A 20,777-nucleotide genomic window follows, 5' to 3' on the forward strand; every position below is an offset into this window, starting at 1 on the left:
TCCTTAAATCGGATCCGGTTTAAGGAGTTATGCAGTCATTCGAAACGACGCCGCCGGACGAGAAATCCGGCGGCGTCGTCTTTGGTTATTCCGCGGCCTGGCGGGCCATCGGGTTGTTGGGATGCGTCGTCCAGTTGGCGTAATTCGGATCGACCGGCTTGCCGGTGCGCTGGTCCATGGCACCTGCCGGCAGCTCTTCCATGGTGATGCAGTTCTCGACGGGACAGACGCTGACGCAGAGATTGCAGCCGACGCACTCGTCGTCCATTACCTCGAAGTGGCGCACGCCGTTGACGAACTGGGTGATCGCCTGGTGCGAGGTGTCCTCGCAGACGATGTGACAGCGGCCGCACTTGATGCAGGAATCCTGGTCGATCTTGGCCTTGGCGATATAGTTGAGGTTGAGGTACTGCCAGTCGGTGACATTCGGCACGGCGCGGCCGGTGATGTCGTCGAGGTTACGGTGTCCCTTGGCATCCATCCAGTCGGACAGGCCGGAGATCATTTCCTGGACAATCTTGAAGCCGTAGGTCATCGCCGCGGTGCAGACCTGCACGTTGCCGGCGCCAAGCACCAGGAACTCGGCCGCATCGCGCCAGGTGGTTATGCCGCCGATGCCGGAGATCGGCAAGCCGTAGGTTTCGGGATCGCGGGCGATTTCGGCGACCATGTTGAGTGCTATCGGCTTAACCGCCGGGCCGCAATAGCCGCCATGGGTGCCCTTGCCGCCGACCGTGGGGTTCGGGGCGAAGTTGTCGAGATCGACGGAGACGATCGAGTTGATCGTGTTGATCAGCGACACGGCGTCGGTGCCACCAGCTTTGGCGGCGCGAGCCGGCTTGCGAACGTCGGTGATATTCGGCGTCAGCTTGGTGATGACGGGCATGCGCGTGTACTGCTTGCACCAGCGTACGACCATTTCGATGTATTCCGGCACCTGTCCAACCGCAGCACCCATGCCGCGCTCGGACATGCCGTGCGGACAGCCGAAGTTGAGCTCGATGCCGTCGGCGCCGGTTTCTTCCACCAGCGGCAGGATCGCCTTCCACGCCTCTTCCTCGCAGGGCACCATGATCGAGGCGATCAGGGCCCGGTCCGGCCAGTTCATCTTGACCTGCTTCATTTCCCGCAGGTTCACATAAAGGTCGCGATCGGTGATGAGCTCGATATTGTTGAAGCCCAGCAGCCGGCGGTCGGCACCCCAGATTGCGCCGTAGCGCGGGCCGTTGACGTTGACGACAGGCGGCCCTTCCTCGCCGAGCGTCTTCCAGACGACGCCGCCCCAGCCAGCCTTGAAGGCGCGCTCGACGTTATAGGCCTTGTCCGTCGGCGGCGCGGACGCCAGCCAGAACGGGTTGGGGGATTTGATGCCGACAAAATTGTTGCGAAGATCAGCCATTGTTCTGTCCTCCCGATCCGTTATGCAACGGCGCTCGCGCGCGGCAAGGCCGCGGCGAAAGCCCGGTTGATCGCTTCAGCGGCATCGCGGCCCATGGCGACGGCGGAAACCGTCAGGTCCTCGCCGCCCAGCACGCAGTCGCCGCCGGCCCAGACATTGGCAGCTGAGGTCTTGCCTTCGGCGTCCGTGACGATGCGCCCGGCCTCGAAGGCAAGCGATCCGAGGCCGGACGCCTCAAATGTCTGACCGATCGCCTTGAAGATCTGGTCGGCGGCAATGATACCCGTTTCGCCCGTTGTCGTCAGCTTTCCATCTTCGAGCGTGGTGTATTCGAGCTCGATGCCGGCGACCTTGCCGTCCTTGAGCGCGATACGCTTGGGCTGCAGCCAATGGCGGATGGTGACGCCCTTTGAGGTGGCGAGATCCTGCTCGAATTCGGAAGCGTTCATGTGCTCCTTGCCGCGACGGTAACAGATCGTCACTTCCTCGGCGCCGAGCAGCTTGGCCTGAACGGCGGCGTCGATGGCGGTCATGCCGCCGCCGAGAACGACGACCCGGCGACCGACGGCAATGTCGGCCTTGGTCTTCGACTGGCGTAGGGCGGCGATGAAATCGACCGCGTCGTCGAGCCCTTCCGCGTTTTCGCCTTCGATGCGCAGCGCGTTGACGCCGGCAAGGCCGAGCCCGAGGAAGACGGCGTCATATTGCTCGGTCAGATCGCCGAGCGAAAAATCGCGGCCGAGTGCCTGGCCGTGGCGGACTTCGATGCCACCGATCGACAGCACGTAGTCGACCTCGCTCTGGGCGAAATCGTCGACGGACTTGTAGGCGGCGATGCCGTATTCGTTGAGGCCACCGGATTTTTCACGGGCGTCGTAGATGACGACCTCGTGGCCCTTGACTGCAAGGCGGTGGGCGCAGGCAAGCCCGGCCGGTCCGGCGCCGACGACGGCAACTCTTTGGCCGGAGGTCGCAGCGCGGGTGTAGAACTGCTTGTTCTCCTGCATCGCGATGTCGGTTGCATAGCGCTGGAGGCGGCCGATCTCGACGGGACGCTCCTCGGCCGTGTTGCGCACGCAGGCCTGTTCGCAGAGCGTTTCGGTGGGACAGACGCGAGCGCACATGCCGCCCAGAATGTTCTGGTCGAAGATGGTCTTGGCCGAGCCGATGGGGTTGCCCGTCGATATCTGCCGAATGAACAGCGGGATATCGATGGAGGTGGGACAGGCCGTCATGCAGGGTGCATCATGACAGAAATAACAGCGGTCGGATGCGACCAATGCCTCGTGCCTGTCGAGGGCTGGATGGAGGTCGGAGAAATTGGTTTCGTACTCCGCGAGCGGCAGGCGGCCGCCGAGGATCCCAGATCGCGTCGTTCCCATTTTTGGCTCCCAATGTTTTCTCAGGATGATGGAACGGTAACACGCTTTATTTTTTTATCAAACGGTAAAAGTTTGGCATCGAAATGCTGGAAAAGCCTTGCGATCCGGGGCTTTTCGGCAGACCTGCCAAGTCCTTGTTCTTGGCCGCTGTTTGACAGGGCAGGGCAAATAGTGGCAGCAAATTAGAGCGGGATGAGGAAAAGTGCGTGCGGTTTTCCGCCCGCATCCCGCCCTAAGTTAGGGGAAGCGATCGTGATGTTTTTGGGTTGATTCGACCCAAAAACATCACGATCGCGGGGGGAATGGAGAAGTGGCATGGCGCGCAGGGCTGAGGCGAACAACAGGCTGGACGATGCTGCCCGCGCGGGCTGGCTATACTATGTCGCCGGCCGCACCCAGGACGAGATCGCCACGGTCATGGGCATCTCGCGCCAATCAGCTCAGCGGCTGGTTTCGCTCGCCATGGCGGAGCGCCTGATCAAGGTCCGGCTCGATCATCCGATCGCCGCATGCCTGGAGGCTGCCGAAAGGCTTCGGGAAAAATACGATCTGAAGCATGTCGACGTGGTGCCGAGTGATCCTGGATCGAACTCGACCACGGTCGGTATTGCCGAGGCGGGGGCCGCCGAGATCGAGCGCTGGCTCAAGTCACCGGAGCCGCAGGTGCTGGCGATCGGTACGGGCCGCACCCTGAAGGCGGCGATCGACCAATTGCCGGCGATGGAATGTCCGCAGCACCGCATCGTGTCACTGACCGGCAACATCAGGCTCGACGGCTCGGCCGCCTATTACAACGTCATCTTCAGCATGGCCGATGCCGTCAAGGCACGGCATTTTCCGATGCCGTTGCCGGTGCTCGCCTCCTCGCCGGAGGAACGCGCGGTGCTGCACAGCCAGAGCCTCGTCCAGGTGGCGCTCAAGCTTGGAGCCGAAGCCAATGTCGCCTTTGTCGGTGTTGGCGAGCTCGGCGCCGAAGCGCCGCTTTGCCAGGATGGATTTCTGTCACAGGACGAAATGGGGGAACTGACGAAGTCGGGCGCCGCCGGGGAAATCTGCGGCTGGATGTTCGATCACGACGGCGCATTGCTGGCCGGCAGCTTCAACGACCGCGTCGCCTCGGTTCCGCTGCCGTCGCGCGACAACGCGTCGGTGATCGGGCTTGCCAAGGGACGGCGCAAATACGAGGCGCTGAGGGCCGCGCTCAAGGGCCGGATCATCAACGGCCTTATCACCGACGAGGCGACTGCCGCCTATCTGCTCAACGCCTGATCGCAGCGAATCCGTTTGAAGAAGGCCGGCCATGCGCCGGCCTTTTGGCGTTCATATGACTGCTTGCTGATAAAAAATCGACAATCAAAACAGCTTCGTAACGTCTCTGGTTGCAGCGCAGCAACGAAAGCGGATTGACATTCTTTCGCGATAGGTGAGTAATTGCCCATGAGCAAGGCAAATGCTCAATTTCTTCTGGGAGGAAGTCGATGAATTTGAGAACTTTCCTGCTGGGCACATGCTCGGCAGTCGCACTGGCAGGTCTGGCCCAAGCAGAAACGCTGACCATTGCGACCGTGAACAATGCCGACATGATCCGTATGCAGAAGCTGACGGATGATTTCACGTCCAAGAATCCAGACATTACGCTCGAGTGGGTAACGCTCGAGGAAAACGTGCTGCGTCAGCGCGTGACGACGGACATCGCGACGAAGGGCGGCCAGTACGACATCATGACCATCGGCACCTATGAAGTGCCGATCTGGGCCAAGCAGGGGTGGCTGGTGCCGCTCGACAATCTCGGCGCCGACTACGACGTCGACGACCTCTTGCCGGCGATCCGCTCGGGCCTGACCATCGACGACAAGCTCTATGCCGCACCGTTCTACGGCGAAAGCTCGATGGTGATGTACCGCAAGGACCTGTTCGAGAAGGCCGGGCTCACCATGCCCGACGCGCCGACCTGGGACTTCATCGCCGATGCGGCGCGCAAGATCACTGACAAGGACGGTGAAATCTACGGCATCTGCCTGCGCGGCAAAGCGGGCTGGGGCGAGAACATGGCCTTCCTGACCGCGACCGCGAACGCCTTCGGCGCCCGCTGGTTCGACGAGAACTGGAAGCCGCAGTTCGACCAGCCGGAATGGAAGAACGCGCTCGACTTCTACGTCAAGCTGATGAACGACGCCGGACCGCCCGGGGCATCCTCAAACGGCTTCAACGAAAACCTGTCGCTGTTCCAGACCGGCAAATGCGGCATGTGGATCGACGCGACGGTGGCCGCGTCCTTCGTGACCAACCCGAAGGAATCGACGGTTGCCGACAAGGTGGGCTTTGCGCTTGCACCGGACACCGGCCTTGGCAAGCGGGGCAACTGGCTCTGGGCCTGGACCCTCGCGATCCCCGCGGGCTCGCAGAAGGTGGAAGCAGCCGAGAAGTTCATTTCGTGGGCAACCGGCAAGGACTATCTGAAGCTCGTTGCGGACAAGGAAGGCTGGGCCAACGTTCCTCCGGGCACGCGCACCTCGCTCTACGCCAATGCCGAGTACCAGAAGGCGGCGCCATTCGCGAAGATGACGCTCGACTCGATCAATGCTGCCGATCCGAAGAACCCGTCGGTCAAGCCGGTGCCCTATGTCGGCGTGCAGTTTGTGGCGATCCCTGAATTCCAGGGTCTCGGCACGGCGGTCGGGCAGCAGTTCGCGGCGGCCCTTGCCGGTCAGATGAGCGTCGACGATGCGCTTGCCAGCGCCCAGAAGCTGACCGAACGCGAAATGACCAAGGCCGGTTACATCAAATAGCGCTCCCAAGGGCCCGGGGTGCCGGCCGCAAATGGCGGGCGCCCCGGTAATTCCCGGAGGCAGCCACAGGGCTCGCGCGGTCGAACGCGCCGGCCCGACCCGATCTCGAAACAGCGATGAATTCCGTCATTTGGGGGGACGCCATGGCGACCTTGCACACTCGCTCCGCCGCGCGCCTGATGATCGCGCCCTCGGTGCTTCTGCTTCTGGCCTGGATGATCGTTCCGCTGGCCATGACAATCTACTTCTCGTTCCTGCGCTACAACCTGCTGATGCCGGGAATGGAAGAGTTCGCGGGCTTCTCGAACTACATCTACTTCCTCACCGATCCCGCCTTCTTCCAGGCGATCTTCAATACGCTCGCCATCGTGCTCGGCGTGCTCTTCATCACCGTCGTCGGCGGTATTGCGCTGGCGCTTCTCCTGGATCAGCCGATGTTCGGGCAGGGGATCGTGCGCATCCTGGTGATCGCGCCGTTCCTGATCATGCCGACGGTCGCCGCGCTGGTGTGGAAGAACATGTTCATGAACCCGGTCAACGGGCTGTTCGCCTGGTTGGCCAAGCTTTTCGGACTGCAGCCCTTCGACTTTCTCGCCAGTGCACCCTTGATGTCGGTGATCCTCATCGTCGCCTGGCAATGGTTGCCCTTTGCCACGCTGATCCTTTTGACAGCGCTGCAATCGCTCGATGAAGAGCAGAAGGAGGCAGCCCAGATGGACGGTGCCAGCGCCTGGAGCCGCTTCATCTATCTCGTGTTGCCGCATCTTTCCCGCGCCATCACGGTGGTCATCCTGATCCAGACGATCTTCCTGCTCTCGGTCTTTGCGGAAATCCTGGTGACGACCAATGGCGGGCCGGGCACGCAGAGCACTAACCTCACCTTCCTCGTCTATGCACAGGCCCTGCTGCAGTTCGACGTGGGCGGCGCATCCGCCGGCGGCATCATCGCCGTCATCCTCGCCAACATCGTCGCATTCTTCCTGATGCGCATGATCGGCAAGACGCTGGAGGCTTGATACTCATGGCACGCAACGTCTCCACTCAAAGAAAGATCGTCGTTACCGTCGTCGCCTGGACGATCGGCATCCTGATCTTCTTCCCGATCCTCTGGACGTTCCTGACGAGCTTCAAGACCGAGGCGGAGGCGATCGCCTCGCCGCCGTCCCTGTTCTTCTTCGATTGGACGACGGAGAACTACCACGAGGTGCAGAGCCGATCGAACTACTTCCTGCACTTCATGAACTCTGTCGTCGTCTCCTTCGGCTCGACGCTGATCGGCCTGATCATCGCCATTCCGTCCGCCTGGGCGATGGCATTTTCGCCGACCAAGCGCACCAAGGACGTCTTGATGTGGATGCTCTCCACCAAGATGATGCCGTCGGTGGGCGTGCTCGTGCCGATGTACCTGCTGTTCCGCAACACCGGCCTGCTCGACACCCGTACCGGCCTCGTCATCGTGCTGACGCTGATCAACCTGCCGATCATCATCTGGATGCTCTACACCTACTTCAAGGAGATCCCCGGCGAGATCCTCGAGGCGGCGCGCATGGATGGCGCGTCGCTGTCCAAGGAGATCATCTACGTGCTGACGCCGATGGCGATCCCCGGCATCGCCTCGACGCTGCTGCTCAACATCATCCTTGCCTGGAACGAGGCGTTCTGGACGCTGAACCTCAGCGCCGCGAAGGCGGCGCCGCTGACGGCCTTCATCGCCTCCTATTCGAGCCCCGAAGGCCTGTTCTACGCCAAGCTTTCGGCGGCCTCGACCATGGCGATTGCCCCCATCCTCATACTCGGCTGGTTCTCGCAGAAACAGCTCGTGCGCGGCCTCACCTTCGGCGCGGTCAAATAAGGGATACGACAATGGGAAACATTACGCTCAGAAACGTCTCGAAGGTCTTCGGCGCCCATGCCGTCATCCCGTCGATCGACCTCAGCATCAACGATGGCGAGTTCGTCGTCTTCGTCGGCCCATCGGGCTGCGGAAAGTCGACGCTCTTGAGGCTCATCGCCGGGCTCGAGGATGTCAGTGACGGCGAGATCGTCATCGACGGCAAGAACGCCACCGAACTGCCGCCGGCGCAGCGTGGGCTGTCGATGGTGTTCCAGTCCTATGCGCTCTACCCGCATATGAGCGTGCGCTCGAACATCGGCTTTCCGCTGAAAATGGCGAACGAGGACAAGGCGGTCATCGACAAGAAGGTGACCGATGCCGCCCGCGTGCTCAATCTGACCGACTATCTCGACCGCAAACCCCGGCAGCTTTCCGGCGGCCAGCGTCAGCGCGTCGCCATCGGCCGTGCGATCGTGCGCCAGCCGAAGGCGTTCCTGTTCGACGAGCCGTTGTCGAACCTCGATGCAGCGCTGCGCGTCAACATGCGGCTGGAGATCAGCCAGTTGCACCAGGATCTGAAGACGACGATGGTCTATGTCACCCACGACCAGGTGGAGGCGATGACCATGGCCGACAAGATCGTGGTGCTCAATCGCGGGCGCATCGAGCAAGTCGGCTCGCCGCTCGACCTCTATCACAAGCCGGACAATCTCTTCGTCGCAGGCTTCATCGGTTCGCCACGCATGAACTTCGTTTCGGGTGCGCCGGCCACCGCGTACCAGGCGCACACCATGGGCATCCGGCCCGAGCATCTGGTGCTTTCCAAGGAAAACGGCACCTGGGCCGGCACGGTCGGCGTTGCCGAGCACCTCGGCTCGGACACGTTCCTGCATGTCAATGTCGACAATATCGGAACGATGACGGCGCGCGTCAGCGGTGATTTCGCCGTCACCCATGGCGACCGGGTGTTCCTGACGCCCGACCCCCAGCGCGTCCACAGGTTCGACGACAAGGGACTGGCAGTTCGATGAAACGTCTTCACGAGAAAAGCGCGCTGATCACCGGATCCGCGCGGGGTATCGGTCGTGCCTTCGCCGAAGCCTATGTGCGCGAAGGCGCCAGGGTGGCGATTGCCGACATCAACCTGGCGCGGGCCCGCGAGACCGCATCGGAAATCGGCCCGAGCGCCTATGCCGTCGAGATGGATGTGACGCAGCAGGGGTCGATTGATGCAGCAATCGCATCGGTCGTCACCGAGGCCGGTGGGCTCGATATCCTCGTCAACAACGCCGCGCTTTTCGATCTCGCGCCGATCGTCGAGATCACGCGCGAAAGCTATGACCGGCTGTTTTCGATCAATGTTTCGGGGACGCTGTTCACGATGCAGGCGGCTGCCAAACAGATGATCGCCCAGGGCAGGGGCGGCAAGATCATCAATATGGCGAGCCAGGCAGGCCGCCGCGGCGAAGCACTGGTCGCCATCTATTGCGCCACCAAGGCGGCGGTCATCAGCCTGACCCAGTCGGCGGGGCTGAACCTGATCAAGCACGGTATCAACGTCAACGCCATTGCGCCCGGCGTCGTCGACGGCGAGCACTGGGACGGCGTCGACGCACTGTTTGCCAAATACGAGAACCGCCCGCGCGGCGAGAAGAAGAGGCTCGTGGGAGCGGAAGTGCCCTATGGGCGCATGGGAACGGCCGAGGATCTCACTGGCATGGCGATCTTCCTCGCATCGGCCGAGAGCAATTACGTCGTTTCGCAGACCTACAACGTCGATGGCGGCAACTGGATGAGCTGAGGCCCGTCTCCGAACGATGCCTCGATAAGGAAACGAGACCATGACGACCAAACTCTCTCTTGCCGCGCTCGACGCAGTGAAAGCCAGGGCCGGTGTGCCGAGCTACGATCGCGCCGATCTGAAGGCCGGGATCGTGCATTTCGGTGTCGGCAATTTTCACCGAGCCCATCAGGCCGTTTATCTCGACGATCTCTTCAATGCCGGCCACGACCACGACTGGGCGATCGTCGGCGCCGGTGTGCTGCCCTCCGACGAACAGATGCGGGCAAAGCTTGAGGCGCAGGATTTCCTGACGACGGTGGTCGAGCAGGACAACAACCGCACTGGCGCGCATGTGACCGGCGCGATGATCGACTATTTGAAGCCCGGCGATGTCGCTGGCATCGTCGCCAAGCTCGCAGACCCGGCGATCCGCATCGTTTCGCTGACGATCACCGAGGGCGGCTATTTCATCGATCCGGCCTCGGGCGTCTTCAATCCCACCCACCCGGCCATTGTCGCCGATGCGCAGAATCCGGCTTCGCCGAAGACGGTTTTCGGCCTGATCGTTGCCGGGCTGAAGGCGCGCCGCGACAGCCGCATCCCGCCGTTCACGGTGATGTCCTGCGACAACATTCCTGGTAATGGCGAGGTGACCCACGCTGCGATTTCAGGCCTTGCCCGGCTGTTCGATCCCGCCTTCGCCGACTGGATCGACGCCAATGTCGCCTTTCCGAACGGCATGGTGGACCGCATCACGCCGGCGACCGGCGCGCGCGAAATCGGCATCGTGGCTGCGGACTACGAGATCGAGGACGCCTGGCCGGTGTTCTGCGAAGAGTTCAAGCAATGGGTGCTGGAGGATCATTTTCCACAAGGACGCCCGGCGCTCGAAAAGGTCGGCGTGCAGTTCGTGCCCGATGTCGCGCCCTACGAGCACATGAAGATCCGCATCCTCAATGGCGGCCACGCGGCAATCGCCTATCCCGCGGCCCTGCTCGACATTCATTTCGTCCACGAGGCGATGGAGGAACCGCTGATCCGCGATTTCCTCGCCAAGCTCGAGCATGACGAGATCATTCCGGTCATCCCGCCGGTGCCGAACACCGATCTCGGCGATTACTACAAGCTGATCCAGACGCGTTTTTCCAACCCGAAGATCGCCGACACGATCCCGCGGCTGGCGCAGGACGGTTCCAACCGGCAGCCGAAATTCATCCTGCCCTCGACGGCTGACCGGCTGGCGCGCGGCGAAGACGTCGTGGGCCTGGCGCTGGTCTCGGCGCTCTGGTGCCGCTACTTTGACGGCACGACCGATAGCGGCAGAGAGATCGACTTCAACGACCAGAACGCCGAACGGCTTCAGGCGGCAGCCCGTGCCGCCAAGCAGGATCCGACGGCTTTTCTGGCGCTGTCGGACATTTTCGGCGAGGTCGCGCAATCCGATCTTTTCCGCAATCGCTTCATCCACGCATTGAAAACCCTAAGGGAAAAAGGTACGCGCGCTACGCTCCAGCTTTATCTGGATGGCAAGCTTACTGCATAATTCCTTGGAGCGGAGCCGATCTAAGGATGAAATTACGCAGCAATTCAAAGTGTTATGGCGACCTCGGCGCGTCTTAAAGGACGGGCGGCGCTGTAAGGGGTAGTGTGTTATGGCGGATGGCGCGTCCAGGTTGGTGATCTTCGATTGCGACGGCGTGCTGGTCGACAGCGAGCCGATCTCGCTCGAAGTCCTGGTCGACGTGCTGGCCGCCGCCGGCGTCTCGATGACCACGGAGGAGGCGACCGAACGGTTTCTCGGACGCAGCCTGAAAAGCATGTCTGCCATACTCCATGACGAATATGGCCTGGCGACAGACGACGCCTTTCTTGAAGATATGCGCACGCGGCTCTACCAGCGTTTCCGTACGGAGCTGCAGCCGATCGCCGGTATTCGCCGGACGGTCGAAGAACTTGGCGTCGCCTGTTGCGTCGCCTCGTCCAGCCAGCCGGAACGCATCCGACTGTCGCTGACCGTCACCGGTCTGATCGATCTTTTCGAGCCGAACATCTTCTCTGCAACGATGGTCAAACATGGCAAACCGGCGCCCGACCTGTTTCTGCTGGCGAGCCGGGAGATGGGCTATGCGCCCGAGGACTGCATTGTCGTCGAAGACAGTCCGGCCGGCATCGAGGCGGCGCGCGCCGCCGGCATGCGGGCTTTTGCTTTCGCCGGTGGCGGACATGCGCGCAGCGACCGTCATCGACAGACACTGGCCAAACTCGATCCCGACGTGCTGTTTGACGACATGGGCGAATTGTTACAGTTTGTCCGCCGATAACAGGGACGGGGACCTCCATTGATGCGTGAATTCGTCGTTGCGGTCGATGTCGGTACCGGCAGTGCCCGCGCCGGTATCTTCGACCGGAATGGCAGGCTGCTGGCGCGTGCCGACCTGCCGATCGCCATGAACCGGCCGGAGGAAAATCATGCCGAACACGATTCGGAAGATATCTGGAGAGCTGTCTGCGGTTCGGTGAAAGCGGCTAGAGACAAGGCCGGCATCGCAGCGGAAGACATCGCCGCCATCGGCTTCGACGCGACATGTTCGCTCGTGGTTCGCGACCGGGACGGAGCACCGCTTTCCGTCAACCGAAAGGGCGAGGCGCGCTGGGACACGATCGTCTGGCTCGATCACCGGGCGCTGGCGGAAGCGGATTTCTGCACCGCAACCAAACACCCGGTTCTCGATTTTTCCGGTCGCGTCATGTCGCCGGAGATGGAGATGCCGAAGCTGATGTGGCTGAAGCGGAACCTGCCAAGCCAATGGGAGAAAGCAGGCTTTTTCTTTGATCTCGCCGACTATCTCTCCTGGCGGGCGACCGGCAGCGCGGCGCGATCGCGCTGCACATTGACGGCGAAATGGAACTATCTGGCGCACGAACAGCGCGGCTGGCAGGCGGACTATCTCGCGCGGATCGGCCTTGAGGATCTGCTGGCGCGGGGCGGATTGCCGGAGGAAACGCTGCCGGTCGGAAGCTCGGTCGGCGGCCTGTCGGCGGAGGCTGCCACGGAACTCGGGCTTGATACCGGCTGCCAGGTGGCGCCCGGTCTGATCGACGCCTATGCCGGCGCACTCGGTGTGCTCGGCGGTTTTGCTGGAGAGCCGGAAAAGCTCGAGCGGCAATTGGCGTTGATCGCCGGGACCTCGAGCTGCATCGTGGCCTTCTCCAAGGATATGAAGCCCGGTTTCGGCATGTGGGGACCCTATTTCGAAGCGGTGCTACCCGGAGCATGGCTGATCGAGGGTGGCCAGTCGGCAACCGGCGCCCTGCTCGACCACATCGTGCGCATTCATGGCGGTGGGCTGGAGCCGACGACCGAGACCCACGGCCGGATCATTGCACGTGTCCAGGAACTGCGCGCCCTGCACGGAACGCAGTTCGCCGAGCGGCTGCATGTGCTGCCGGATTTCCACGGCAATCGTTCGCCGCTTGCCGATCCGCACGGGCTCGGCGTCATCAGCGGCCTGCCGTTCGATTCGTCGTTCGATGCGCTGTGCCGGCTCTATTGGCGCACCTGCGTGGCGATCGCTCTCGGCATCCGCCATATCCTCGAGATGATGCGTGAGGTCGGCTACGAGCTCGACACGCTCCACGTCACCGGCGGCCATGTGCGCAATGCGCTTCTCATGGAGCTTTATTGCGATGCCACGGGTTGCCGGGTCGTCGCGCCCGATGCGCCTGACGCCGTTCTTCTCGGAACGGCGATGGCGGCAGCCGTTGCCGGTCAGGTTCACGTCGACATCGCCGCAGCCGGTGCGGCGATGGCGTCCGGTGGGCGCGAGCGGCTGCCGAACGACGCCATGCGTGACATCTATGATCGCGACTACCGCCGCTTCCTTGCGCTCTACCGCCATCGCGACGAACTCGACGCGCTCCCATAAAAAATGATCGGCAAACGCGAAACCCGGGAACCTTTGTCTGCGTCATGCATTTTATTGGAGACCGGACGGTGGCGCGCATCGCCCCCAATGTGGCGCCGGAGGTAATCCGCCGGTTTACAACTCACACTCCCCCGGTGAGTTGAACAATGTCAGCCAGTGCCTTCCCTCGGCACTGGCTGTTTTGTTTTGATCACTCTAGGGCGGCGGGCGTTTCGCGTCGGACATCAGTGACGACAGGAGAGGAGGGAGACGGCGGCAAGTGGACAACGAAGGCCGGCGACCGAGGCCGCCGGCGATAAAGGCTGTGTCGATGATCAGGCTGCGGCCTTGGTCGACTCGTTGAAGAACAGCGCCTGGCTGATCAGCGCCTTCACCATGTCAGGATTGAAAGGCTTGGTGACCAGGAAGGTCGGTTCGGGGCGTTCACCGGTCAACAGCCTCTCCGGGAACGCGGTAATGAAGATCACCGGGATGGCGTTGGCCTTCAGGATATCGTTGACGGCGTCGATACCGGAGCTGCCGTCGGCAAGCTGGATATCGGCAAGCACCATGCTCGGACGGGTCTCCTGGTAGAGCGCGATCGCCTCATCACGGGTGCGGGCAATGCCGGTGACACGATGACCAAGGCTCTCGACCATGTTTTCGATATCGATGGCGATCAGCGGTTCATCCTCGATGATCATGATATCGGTTGCGACCTGTCGCGAGATTTCCTGCGAAGCGCGGTCGAGAAGGGAACCGATCTTGTCGTCGTCGACGTCAAGGATTTCACTGGCTTCCTCGGGCCGGAAACCTTCCACCGAGACGAGAAGGAAAGCCTGGCGGGCAAGCGGCGATACGTTTGCCAGATTGACCGAGGCGCGCTGCTCCCAGGCAAAGGGCGAAACCGGTTCGGGAACCAAGACCGACGAGGAGCCGAAGAGCGACGTATAGAGCCGGAACAGCGAGACCCGGTCGTTGCTGGCCTCCGGGAAAATGGAGGTGTCGGCAATCAGGGCTTCAAGTACGGCGGCCACATAGGCGTCGCCTGACGTCTGCGACCCGGTCAGTGCGCGCGAGTAGCGGCGCAGATAGGGCAGAAGCGGCGCGATCCGTGTGGACAATGTCATGGAGTACTCCCTCGAGAATAAAATCTTGCAGTGACGTCTCAAAACGTTTCACGCAAAAAAAAGTTCCAGGAGGGAACATTTCATTTTTCAGACGCGTTAAGGCGGTAATGAACACCACAAGGCGACAGATTGACAATGAAGTATAAAACAGGGGCGGGGCGCACTTCCGGTACGACCTCATGGACCGAAGACCCAAACACGCAGATCGCGGCCAAGTTAAAGGCGCTCTATCAGTCCGTTCAGGAAGAAGCGATACCTTCGCGTTTTCTCGATCTTCTGGAAAAACTCGACGCAGCCGAGCAGCAATCGGTTCTGCAGGGCAGGGAGTGAGCGCCGGAATGTCGTCTGAAAAGAATGATTTTAAGCGAGAGATGCTCGCCGCCCTGCCGAGCCTTCGCGCCTTTGCCATGTCCCTCATCGGTCGTCATGACCGGGCCGACGATCTTGTCCAGGACACGATCATGAAAGCCTGGGCCAAGCAGGATCACTTCCAGATGGGCACGAACATGAAGGCCTGGCTGTTCACGATCCTGCGCAACGAGCTCTACAGCCAAATGCGCAAGCGCGGACGCGAGGTCCAGGACAGCGACGGCCATTTCACCGAGTCGCTTGCCCACCATCCGGAACAATATGGTTCGCTCGACCTGCAGGATTTCCGCAGGGCATTGGAGACGCTGCCCCCGGATCAGCGCGAGGCGATCATACTCGTCGGTGCGTCGGGCTTTTCCTATGAGGAAGCGGCAACGATCTGCGGCTGTGCTCTCGGCACGATCAAGAGCCGGGTGAATCGCGCTCGCCAGCGCCTTCAGGATATCCTCCAGGTGCAGGGCGAAAACGACTACGGTCCGGACGAAACGTCCGCTCCCATTACCTCACGGGCATTCGTTTCCTGATCCGAAAGCTCTTTTTGGCCGCCAGAGCGTTGCAAATCGAGAGCAGCCCTGCTTTCAGTGGCGGCCTGAACGCCTCCGCCGAGGCGCGCCGTGCGCCAATGGCAATCGGCGCCGGCCGACGGGTGCGGCAGTTTGGAGTTAAGGCCGGATGCGCGAAAAAAGAGAAGAAAAGACCGCCCTGCCGGAAATATCGTTGCTCGACGCGCCCGAGCGCCTGAGCGTGCTGCATGCGACGGTGCCGGATATGGCGGTACCCGACACGGATTTCGACGGCATTGCCGAGATCGCTGCCCGCCTCTTCGATGCGCCGATCGCGCTCGTCACTCTGCTTGATCGCGAGTGGCAATGGTTCAAGGCGGCAGTCGGCACGACGGAGACACGGGCTTCATCGGAAGATTCGTTCTGCGTGCATGCGGCGGCGGATGCGGGAGGCAACGGCCTTGTCGTTTTCGACGCCTCAGTCGATCTGCGTTTTCGCAATCGGCCGCTGGTTGCCGGCACGCCATTCCTGCGGTTTTACGCTGGTGCGCCCGTCGTTCTCGATGGCCAGCCGGTCGGCACGGTCTGCGTGCTCGACGTCGCCGCGCGCAGCGAGGTCGCACCGCATCTGATGGAGCAGCTGCGCCGGCTTGCCGGTCTTGCCGCAGCGCTGTTCAAGCTCAAGGACGAGGCGCGACGGCGTGCCATCAAGGAGGCAGCGCTTTCCCGCGAGGAACAGCGCCACGCGATGGCGCTCGAGGCTGCCAATATCGGCAGCTGGCTCTGGGACGTCCGCTCCGGCGTGATCGCCGGCAACAGCGCCTTGATGCGCATGTTCGGCCTGCCGGCCGATCGTTCGTTCGGCGCCAGGGAAATGTTCGGCGCCATCCATCCCGACGACCGCGGCGCAACCTTTGCCAAGCTTCGCCAGGCGATGAAGGCGAATGAGGAATATGACGGCATGTTCCGGGTCGGAAACACCGGCCGTTGGCTGCTCGGCCGCGGGCGGGTGCATGATCGGGACAGCAAGGGAAGTCCGTTGACCTTCATCGGCGTCACCATCGATGTCACCGACCAGCAGGCATCGGTCCAGCGGACGCGATTGTTGCTCAAGGAGCTCAATCACCGGGTCAAGAATACGCTGGCGATGCTGCAGTCGCTCGCCCGCCAGACCCTGCGCCAGACCAGCGATCCCGCCGAATTCATGACCGCCTTTGCCGGACGACTTCAGGCGATCTCCGAGGCGCATGGGCTTCTCTCTGACCATGAGTGGGGCACGATCCGGCTTGCGGACCTGATCTCCAAGCAATTGATGCCGCATGTCAGCGTCTATGCGGACCAGATCGAACTGCACAAAGATGAAGTGTTGCTGGGCCCCGACCAGGCGGTCGGACTTGGGCTCGTGCTGCACGAGCTTGCGACCAATGCAGTGAAGTACGGCTCGTTGTCGGTGTCGGGCGGCAAGGTGGTGCTGACGGCGCGCAACGTCGTCGAAGAAGGCGAAGCGGTGTTGCATCTGACCTGGACTGAGGTTGGCGGGCCGCCGGTGCGCGAACCGAAACGTCGGGGCTTCGGCTCCATCCTGATAGAGCGTAGCCTCGACAAGGTTCTCGGCAGTTCGGTGAAGGTCGAGTACATGGCAGCCGGCGTGACCGCCCTGATCCGCTTGCCGCTTTAGGGGCGCTGCCGTTTCGGTAGCGCCGCACCTCGTCTTGGCGCTTTCCGGACGGAAAGCGGCTACGTAGTTTTTGTAGGAATGCTTGTTAGGGTTCCCGCCGCGGCCTGCGTTTCTTGCCTGTGCCGAGCAAGGCGCCGATGGCCAGCGCAGTACCGACAGCGAGCAGCGGTTGCTTGCGCAGAAGGCTTGTCGCAGCCAGTATCGTCAGATTGGTTTGCATCATCGACCGTCGCCGACGTTCTTCGGCCAGGCGCCGATCCCGACCTTGCAGGGCGATCATCACGATGATCAGCACCAGGGCTGTCAGGATGAGCGCTGCCGCTATCGATGCGGCTGCGACGACCGGCGAATAGGTGGCGCTGAGATAAAGCGCGATCGCAATCAGCGCGAATACGTAGGCGGTGACAAGCAACACGGCGACGACGGCGCATAAGGCGGCGTTGCGCTTGAAACGTGATGCGGTGGCGCCGATGTCGGCGGCCAGCAAGGCGGACAGGGCAGCCCCAAGTGGTCCCATGCGCATTTACTCCCTGGTAACACGTCAAAACGGGTGGGCCGCATCTTGCGTTCCCACCCCGTTGCAAGGTCCGCACTTGTCCTAGCGCCGCAGAAGTGCCGCGGCGATCAGGCCGATGAGAGCTGCCGTGCCAAGTGTTGCGAACGGGTGTTCGCGCACCGCATTGCGAAGCTGCTTTTCCGTGCCCGCGTAACGGTCGCGCAGGTCGCCTATCAGTTCCTCGCCGCTTGCGATGAGGTCCTGAAGGCCGGCTTCCGCCTGCTCGCGCACATCGTGCGCCTTGCTGCGTGCCTGTTTCGATGCGCCGGCACCGCGGTCGGCAAGCAACGCGACGAGTGCCGCCATGTCGCTGCGCAGTTCGCTGAGCTGGTCTTCGACGGAAATGTCAGCGAGCGCGCCGTTGCGCTTGCTCGACCGTGAACTGGAACCTGAGAAGAGGCCTGAAGCCATGATTGGTCTCCCTTTCGCTGCAACGCCGGCCAAGGGCGACCGGCGTGATTGCTCGAACCGCGGCCATGGCAAGCTCATCGCCACGGCCAGTCCTTCGAGGAGAACAACGCACGAGTGCGCAAATTGTTTCGATAAATCTTGAAGTTGGCGCGATTTGCAGCCGTGGCGGCTAGAGTGTCGCGGTCTGCGGCAGCACGAAAGGCACGCCGGCTGCCGGCATGGCGCTGACCTGCATGCGGCAGCCGAACACCGCCTCCATCGTCTCGTCGGTCAGCACGTCTCGCGGAGCGCCGCCTGCCCGGATCTTTCCGGCCTTCATCATGATCATCCGGTCGGCGAACATCGCCGTCAGGTTGAGATCATGCATGACGGCGATGACGCCACCGCCCCGCTCGCAGAACCGGCGTGCCAGCTGCATGATCGTCAGCTGGTGGCGGATATCGAGGCTCGACACCGGTTCGTCGAGCAAGAGGTAGCGCGGCTCACCATCTGCGACAGGGTCGGAAATCTGACAGAGGACGCGGGCGAGCTGGACGCGTTGCTGTTCGCCGCCCGAAAGCTCCTGGTAGAAGCGCCCGGAAAAACCGCCGAGATCGACGGCTTCAAGCGCCTCGGCGGCGATGCGGTCATTGGCCTTGGGATCTGATGTCGCGCCTGCGGTCAGGCCGAGCCGCACCACTTCGCGCACGGTGAAGGGAAACGAAATCACCGTCGATTGCGGCAGCACGCCGCGTTTCAGTGCGAGTTCCCAAGGCTTCAGGCCCTTGAGATTGCGGCCGTTGATGCTGACCGATCCGCTTTCCGGCGGCAATTCGCCGGAGATCGCCTTCAGCGTCGTTGTCTTGCCGCAGCCATTCGGGCCGACGATCGCGGTCAGGGCGCCCGGCTCGGCCTCAAGCGAGATGCCGTGGATGACCTGGCGGCCGCCAAGCTGGACGGAGAGGTTGGATGCCTTGATCATGGTTTCTTCTCACAGTCCCATGGTCGTGCGACCGCGCAGCAGGATCCAGAGGAAGAACGGCGCACCGATGAAGGCGGTGACGATGCCGATCGGCAACTCTGCGGGCGAGGCAATCGTGCGGGCGATCATGTCGGCCAGGATCAGCAATGTTCCGCCCAAAAGCGCCGATGCCGGCACGAGATAGCGGTGATCGGGTCCGATGACGAGGCGCAGCAGATGCGGCACGACGATGCCGACGAAACCGATGCCGCCACTGACGGCAACCGACGCGCCGGTTGCCGCGGCGACGCTGACGATGGCGATGTTCTTCATGCGTTGCACCGGAATGCCCATGTGGAACGCGGCTGCTTCGCCGAGCGTGATGGCGTTGAGGCCGCGCGCCAGGAAGGGCGTGACCGCGAGCGACAACAGGATGATCGGCGCCGCTGCGGCGATCTTCGTCCAGTTGGCGCCGGCAAGCGAGCCGAGACCCCAGAAGGTGACGTCGCGCAATTGCTTGTCGTCGGCCATGAAGATCAGCACGCCGGTGAAGGCGCCGGTCAGCGCGCCAAGCGCAATGCCGGCGAGAAGCAGCGTGGCAATCGAGGTCTGCCCGCCGCGCGTGGCGATCCGGTAAAGCAGGAGCGTGGTGACGAGGCCGCCGATGAAGGCTGCGACCGGCAGGGCATAAAAACCGAAGAGCGCGAACAGTGGGCCGAACACCGCCGAGCCGAGCACGATCAAAAGAACCGCGCCAAGGCTTGCACCGGAGGAGACACCGACAAGGCCGGGATCGGCCAGCGGGTTGCGGAACAGCCCCTGCATGACGACGCCTGAGACGGCAAGCGATGCGCCGACGAGCATGCCGAGCACGGCGCGTGGCAGCCGAATGTCGAGAATGATGATGCGGTCGCGAATGCTCAGGACCTGATCCGCATCGCTCGCGCCCAGAAGCCAGCGCACGACGTTGGACAGCGAGGCGTCGGCTGCACCCGTCATGATCGAACCGATGAAGGTGGCGCCGGCGAAAACGACGAGCAGCGCAATGACGACGCGGGCCAGCCGCGCGCGATTGCCGGACCGCCATTCGGCCCGGATATCGGCGGAGAGGGCGGTCAGACGCATGCCGCGGGCCACTGCCTCACTGCGAGGCATTGGCCTTCTTTCCGTAGATTGCGGCGTTGAGCTCGCGGATGGCGCTTGCGGTGCGCGGGCCGAAACCGAGCAGGTGCAGGCCGTCCATGCGGATCAGCGCCTTGGTCTTTGCGGCAGGCGTCAGGCTCAGCGACGGCAGGGCGAAGAGTTCGTCCGCCTTGGCGCTGTGTTCGCCACCGCGATCCATCATCAGGATGACGTCGGGCTTGGCTTCGATGATCGCCTCGTCGGTCAGGGCCTTGTAGCCTGGGAATTTTCCGGCGGCGTTGATCGCGCCGGAAAGCTCGATGATGCCGTTGGCAGCCGTGCCGGTGCCCGACGCCATGATCTTGCCGCCCTGGGTGCTGAGCACGAAAAGAACGCGCTTGCGTTCGCTTTCCGGGCGCTTGGCACCATCGGCGATGGCGGCGGCAAGGTCGGCTTCCACCGACTTTGCCAGCGTTTCCGCCTTGTCGGGCACATTGAGGAAGGCGCCGACAGAGCGGATCTTTGCCGGGATGCTGTCCTTGTCGAAGGTTTCCGGCACGCTGGTAAAGGCGATGTTGGCATCCTTCAGGATGGCAAGCGCCTCCGGCGGCCCGCTGCCTTCGACGGCGATGATGGCGCTCGGATTGACCGCGATGATGCCTTCCGGGGCGAGCTGGCGCATGTAGCCGACGTCAGGCAGCTTGGTTGCAGCTTCCGGATAGGTGCTCGTCGAATCGCGGCCGACCAGCCGGCCTTCCTCGCCGAGTGCGTAGATGATCTCGGTAATCGCACCGCCAACCGAAACGACGCGCGAGACGTCCGGCTGCTGCATGGTCTCTGCCATGGCCGGGCGAATGAACGACGGCGCCCCCGGCGCCACGGCGGGCAGCAGGAACGGAGCCGAAACCGCAAACGCGGCCAGAGCCAGCTCCCAGCGGCGAAGGCGGCGGAAGTCGAGACCGTTGATCATCACGCT

General features: G+C 62.6%; 20 protein-coding genes. 12 read left to right on the top strand and 8 right to left on the bottom strand.

Annotation, left to right across the window (positions count from 1 at the left end; genetic code table 11):
* Window positions 1-85 precede the first annotated feature (85 nt).
* Both preA and ABIE33_RS24010 read right to left on the bottom strand, forming a co-directional pair.
* A complete protein-coding gene (gene preA, locus ABIE33_RS24005) occupies window positions 86-1,399 on the bottom strand; it encodes an NAD-dependent dihydropyrimidine dehydrogenase subunit PreA (protein WP_025428109.1) in 1,314 nt (437 codons plus the stop codon).
* A gap of 20 nt (window positions 1,400-1,419) precedes the next feature.
* Complete coding sequence (locus tag ABIE33_RS24010; protein ID WP_429130317.1) at window positions 1,420-2,781, bottom strand: NAD(P)-dependent oxidoreductase; 1,362 nt, start codon at window positions 2,779-2,781, stop codon at window positions 1,420-1,422.
* Window positions 2,782-3,096: 315 nt separating this feature from the next.
* Here ABIE33_RS24010 and ABIE33_RS24015 point away from each other — a divergent pair, with 315 nt between their 5' ends.
* The 9 genes from ABIE33_RS24015 (at window position 3,097) to ABIE33_RS24055 (ending at window position 13,113) form a co-directional block, all read left to right on the top strand.
* Window positions 3,097-4,050: a sugar-binding transcriptional regulator gene (locus ABIE33_RS24015; protein WP_429130318.1), complete on the top strand. Its 954-nt coding sequence runs from the start codon at window positions 3,097-3,099 to the stop codon at window positions 4,048-4,050.
* Window positions 4,051-4,259: 209 nt separating this feature from the next.
* Window positions 4,260-5,570: an ABC transporter substrate-binding protein gene (locus tag ABIE33_RS24020; RefSeq protein WP_429130319.1), complete on the top strand. Its 1,311-nt coding sequence runs from the start codon at window positions 4,260-4,262 to the stop codon at window positions 5,568-5,570.
* Between the two features lie 143 nt (window positions 5,571-5,713).
* A complete protein-coding gene (locus ABIE33_RS24025) occupies window positions 5,714-6,586 on the top strand; it encodes a carbohydrate ABC transporter permease (RefSeq protein ID WP_429130386.1) in 873 nt (290 codons plus the stop codon).
* Between the two features lie 5 nt (window positions 6,587-6,591).
* On the top strand, window positions 6,592-7,422 hold the full coding sequence (locus ABIE33_RS24030; protein WP_034794097.1) for a carbohydrate ABC transporter permease: 831 nt from the start codon (window positions 6,592-6,594) through the stop codon (window positions 7,420-7,422).
* An 11-nt stretch (window positions 7,423-7,433) separates the two neighbouring features.
* Window positions 7,434-8,435 (top strand): ABC transporter ATP-binding protein, encoded by a 1,002-nt coding sequence (locus ABIE33_RS24035; protein ID WP_429130320.1) that lies wholly within the window; start codon window positions 7,434-7,436, stop codon window positions 8,433-8,435.
* Window positions 8,432-9,205 (top strand): L-iditol 2-dehydrogenase, encoded by a 774-nt coding sequence (locus ABIE33_RS24040; protein ID WP_429130321.1) that lies wholly within the window; start codon window positions 8,432-8,434, stop codon window positions 9,203-9,205. Before ABIE33_RS24035 ends, ABIE33_RS24040 begins: the two co-directional genes overlap by 4 nt.
* Before the next feature lie 40 nt (window positions 9,206-9,245).
* Entirely contained in the window at window positions 9,246-10,730 is a 1,485-nt protein-coding gene (locus ABIE33_RS24045) for a mannitol dehydrogenase family protein (protein ID WP_429130322.1), read from the top strand.
* A 109-nt stretch (window positions 10,731-10,839) separates the two neighbouring features.
* On the top strand, window positions 10,840-11,508 hold the full coding sequence (locus ABIE33_RS24050; protein ID WP_429130323.1) for an HAD family hydrolase: 669 nt from the start codon (window positions 10,840-10,842) through the stop codon (window positions 11,506-11,508).
* A gap of 21 nt (window positions 11,509-11,529) precedes the next feature.
* Window positions 11,530-13,113, top strand: a complete 1,584-nt coding sequence (locus ABIE33_RS24055) for an FGGY-family carbohydrate kinase (RefSeq protein ID WP_429130324.1) — start codon at window positions 11,530-11,532, stop codon at window positions 13,111-13,113.
* 314 nt (window positions 13,114-13,427) lie between these two features.
* On the opposite strand, the gene ABIE33_RS24060 is transcribed toward ABIE33_RS24055, so the two are convergent.
* Window positions 13,428-14,222 (bottom strand): response regulator, encoded by a 795-nt coding sequence (locus ABIE33_RS24060; RefSeq protein WP_429130325.1) that lies wholly within the window; start codon window positions 14,220-14,222, stop codon window positions 13,428-13,430.
* 135 nt (window positions 14,223-14,357) lie between these two features.
* On the opposite strand from ABIE33_RS24060, the gene ABIE33_RS24065 reads away from it, so the two are divergent.
* The 3 genes from ABIE33_RS24065 (at window position 14,358) to ABIE33_RS24075 (ending at window position 16,772) form a co-directional block, all read left to right on the top strand.
* Window positions 14,358-14,552, top strand: coding sequence for a NepR family anti-sigma factor (locus ABIE33_RS24065; RefSeq protein ID WP_429130326.1), 195 nt, complete (start codon window positions 14,358-14,360; stop codon window positions 14,550-14,552).
* 8 nt (window positions 14,553-14,560) lie between these two features.
* The gene (locus ABIE33_RS24070) at window positions 14,561-15,115 is read left to right on the top strand and encodes an RNA polymerase sigma factor (protein WP_077503295.1); all 555 of its coding nucleotides are present in this window, start codon (window positions 14,561-14,563) and stop codon (window positions 15,113-15,115) included.
* 148 nt (window positions 15,116-15,263) lie between these two features.
* Window positions 15,264-16,772, top strand: a complete 1,509-nt coding sequence (locus tag ABIE33_RS24075; protein WP_429130327.1) for a sensor histidine kinase — start codon at window positions 15,264-15,266, stop codon at window positions 16,770-16,772.
* Between the two features lie 85 nt (window positions 16,773-16,857).
* On the opposite strand, the gene ABIE33_RS24080 is transcribed toward ABIE33_RS24075, so the two are convergent.
* The 5 genes from ABIE33_RS24080 to ABIE33_RS24100 form a co-directional block, all read right to left on the bottom strand.
* A complete protein-coding gene (locus tag ABIE33_RS24080; protein WP_429130328.1) occupies window positions 16,858-17,289 on the bottom strand; it encodes a hypothetical protein in 432 nt (143 codons plus the stop codon).
* Window positions 17,290-17,370: 81 nt separating this feature from the next.
* Window positions 17,371-17,739, bottom strand: a complete 369-nt coding sequence (locus ABIE33_RS24085; RefSeq protein WP_429130329.1) for a hypothetical protein — start codon at window positions 17,737-17,739, stop codon at window positions 17,371-17,373.
* 169 nt (window positions 17,740-17,908) lie between these two features.
* Window positions 17,909-18,700, bottom strand: coding sequence for a heme ABC transporter ATP-binding protein (locus tag ABIE33_RS24090; RefSeq protein ID WP_429130330.1), 792 nt, complete (start codon window positions 18,698-18,700; stop codon window positions 17,909-17,911).
* Between the two features lie 9 nt (window positions 18,701-18,709).
* A complete protein-coding gene (locus tag ABIE33_RS24095) occupies window positions 18,710-19,834 on the bottom strand; it encodes a FecCD family ABC transporter permease (RefSeq protein WP_429130331.1) in 1,125 nt (374 codons plus the stop codon).
* Complete coding sequence (locus tag ABIE33_RS24100; protein ID WP_429130332.1) at window positions 19,821-20,771, bottom strand: heme/hemin ABC transporter substrate-binding protein; 951 nt, start codon at window positions 20,769-20,771, stop codon at window positions 19,821-19,823. The genes ABIE33_RS24095 and ABIE33_RS24100 overlap by 14 nt, the downstream gene beginning before the upstream one ends.
* Window positions 20,772-20,777: the final 6 nt, after the last annotated feature.

The sequence above is a fragment of the Ensifer sp. 4252 genome (assembly GCF_050434565.1).
Lineage (GTDB): Bacteria > Pseudomonadota > Alphaproteobacteria > Rhizobiales > Rhizobiaceae > Ensifer.

Bases quoted from the DNA above. Each gene is read 5' to 3' on its own strand.
- preA (WP_025428109.1), bottom strand. From the start codon at position 1,399: ATGGCTGATCTTCGCAACAATTTTGTCGGCATCAAATCCCCCAACCCG.
- ABIE33_RS24010 (WP_429130317.1), bottom strand. From the start codon at position 2,781: ATGGGAACGACGCGATCTGGGATCCTCGGCGGCCGCCTGCCGCTCGCG.
- ABIE33_RS24015 (WP_429130318.1), top strand. From the start codon at position 3,097: ATGGCGCGCAGGGCTGAGGCGAACAACAGGCTGGACGATGCTGCCCGC.
- ABIE33_RS24020 (WP_429130319.1), top strand. From the start codon at position 4,260: ATGAATTTGAGAACTTTCCTGCTGGGCACATGCTCGGCAGTCGCACTG.
- ABIE33_RS24025 (WP_429130386.1), top strand. From the start codon at position 5,714: ATGGCGACCTTGCACACTCGCTCCGCCGCGCGCCTGATGATCGCGCCC.
- ABIE33_RS24030 (WP_034794097.1), top strand. From the start codon at position 6,592: ATGGCACGCAACGTCTCCACTCAAAGAAAGATCGTCGTTACCGTCGTC.
- ABIE33_RS24035 (WP_429130320.1), top strand. From the start codon at position 7,434: ATGGGAAACATTACGCTCAGAAACGTCTCGAAGGTCTTCGGCGCCCAT.
- ABIE33_RS24040 (WP_429130321.1), top strand. From the start codon at position 8,432: ATGAAACGTCTTCACGAGAAAAGCGCGCTGATCACCGGATCCGCGCGG.
- ABIE33_RS24045 (WP_429130322.1), top strand. From the start codon at position 9,246: ATGACGACCAAACTCTCTCTTGCCGCGCTCGACGCAGTGAAAGCCAGG.
- ABIE33_RS24050 (WP_429130323.1), top strand. From the start codon at position 10,840: ATGGCGGATGGCGCGTCCAGGTTGGTGATCTTCGATTGCGACGGCGTG.
- ABIE33_RS24055 (WP_429130324.1), top strand. From the start codon at position 11,530: ATGCGTGAATTCGTCGTTGCGGTCGATGTCGGTACCGGCAGTGCCCGC.
- ABIE33_RS24060 (WP_429130325.1), bottom strand. From the start codon at position 14,222: ATGACATTGTCCACACGGATCGCGCCGCTTCTGCCCTATCTGCGCCGC.
- ABIE33_RS24065 (WP_429130326.1), top strand. From the start codon at position 14,358: ATGAAGTATAAAACAGGGGCGGGGCGCACTTCCGGTACGACCTCATGG.
- ABIE33_RS24070 (WP_077503295.1), top strand. From the start codon at position 14,561: ATGTCGTCTGAAAAGAATGATTTTAAGCGAGAGATGCTCGCCGCCCTG.
- ABIE33_RS24075 (WP_429130327.1), top strand. From the start codon at position 15,264: ATGCGCGAAAAAAGAGAAGAAAAGACCGCCCTGCCGGAAATATCGTTG.
- ABIE33_RS24080 (WP_429130328.1), bottom strand. From the start codon at position 17,289: ATGGGACCACTTGGGGCTGCCCTGTCCGCCTTGCTGGCCGCCGACATC.
- ABIE33_RS24085 (WP_429130329.1), bottom strand. From the start codon at position 17,739: ATGGCTTCAGGCCTCTTCTCAGGTTCCAGTTCACGGTCGAGCAAGCGC.
- ABIE33_RS24090 (WP_429130330.1), bottom strand. From the start codon at position 18,700: ATGATCAAGGCATCCAACCTCTCCGTCCAGCTTGGCGGCCGCCAGGTC.
- ABIE33_RS24095 (WP_429130331.1), bottom strand. From the start codon at position 19,834: ATGCCTCGCAGTGAGGCAGTGGCCCGCGGCATGCGTCTGACCGCCCTC.
- ABIE33_RS24100 (WP_429130332.1), bottom strand. From the start codon at position 20,771: ATGATCAACGGTCTCGACTTCCGCCGCCTTCGCCGCTGGGAGCTGGCT.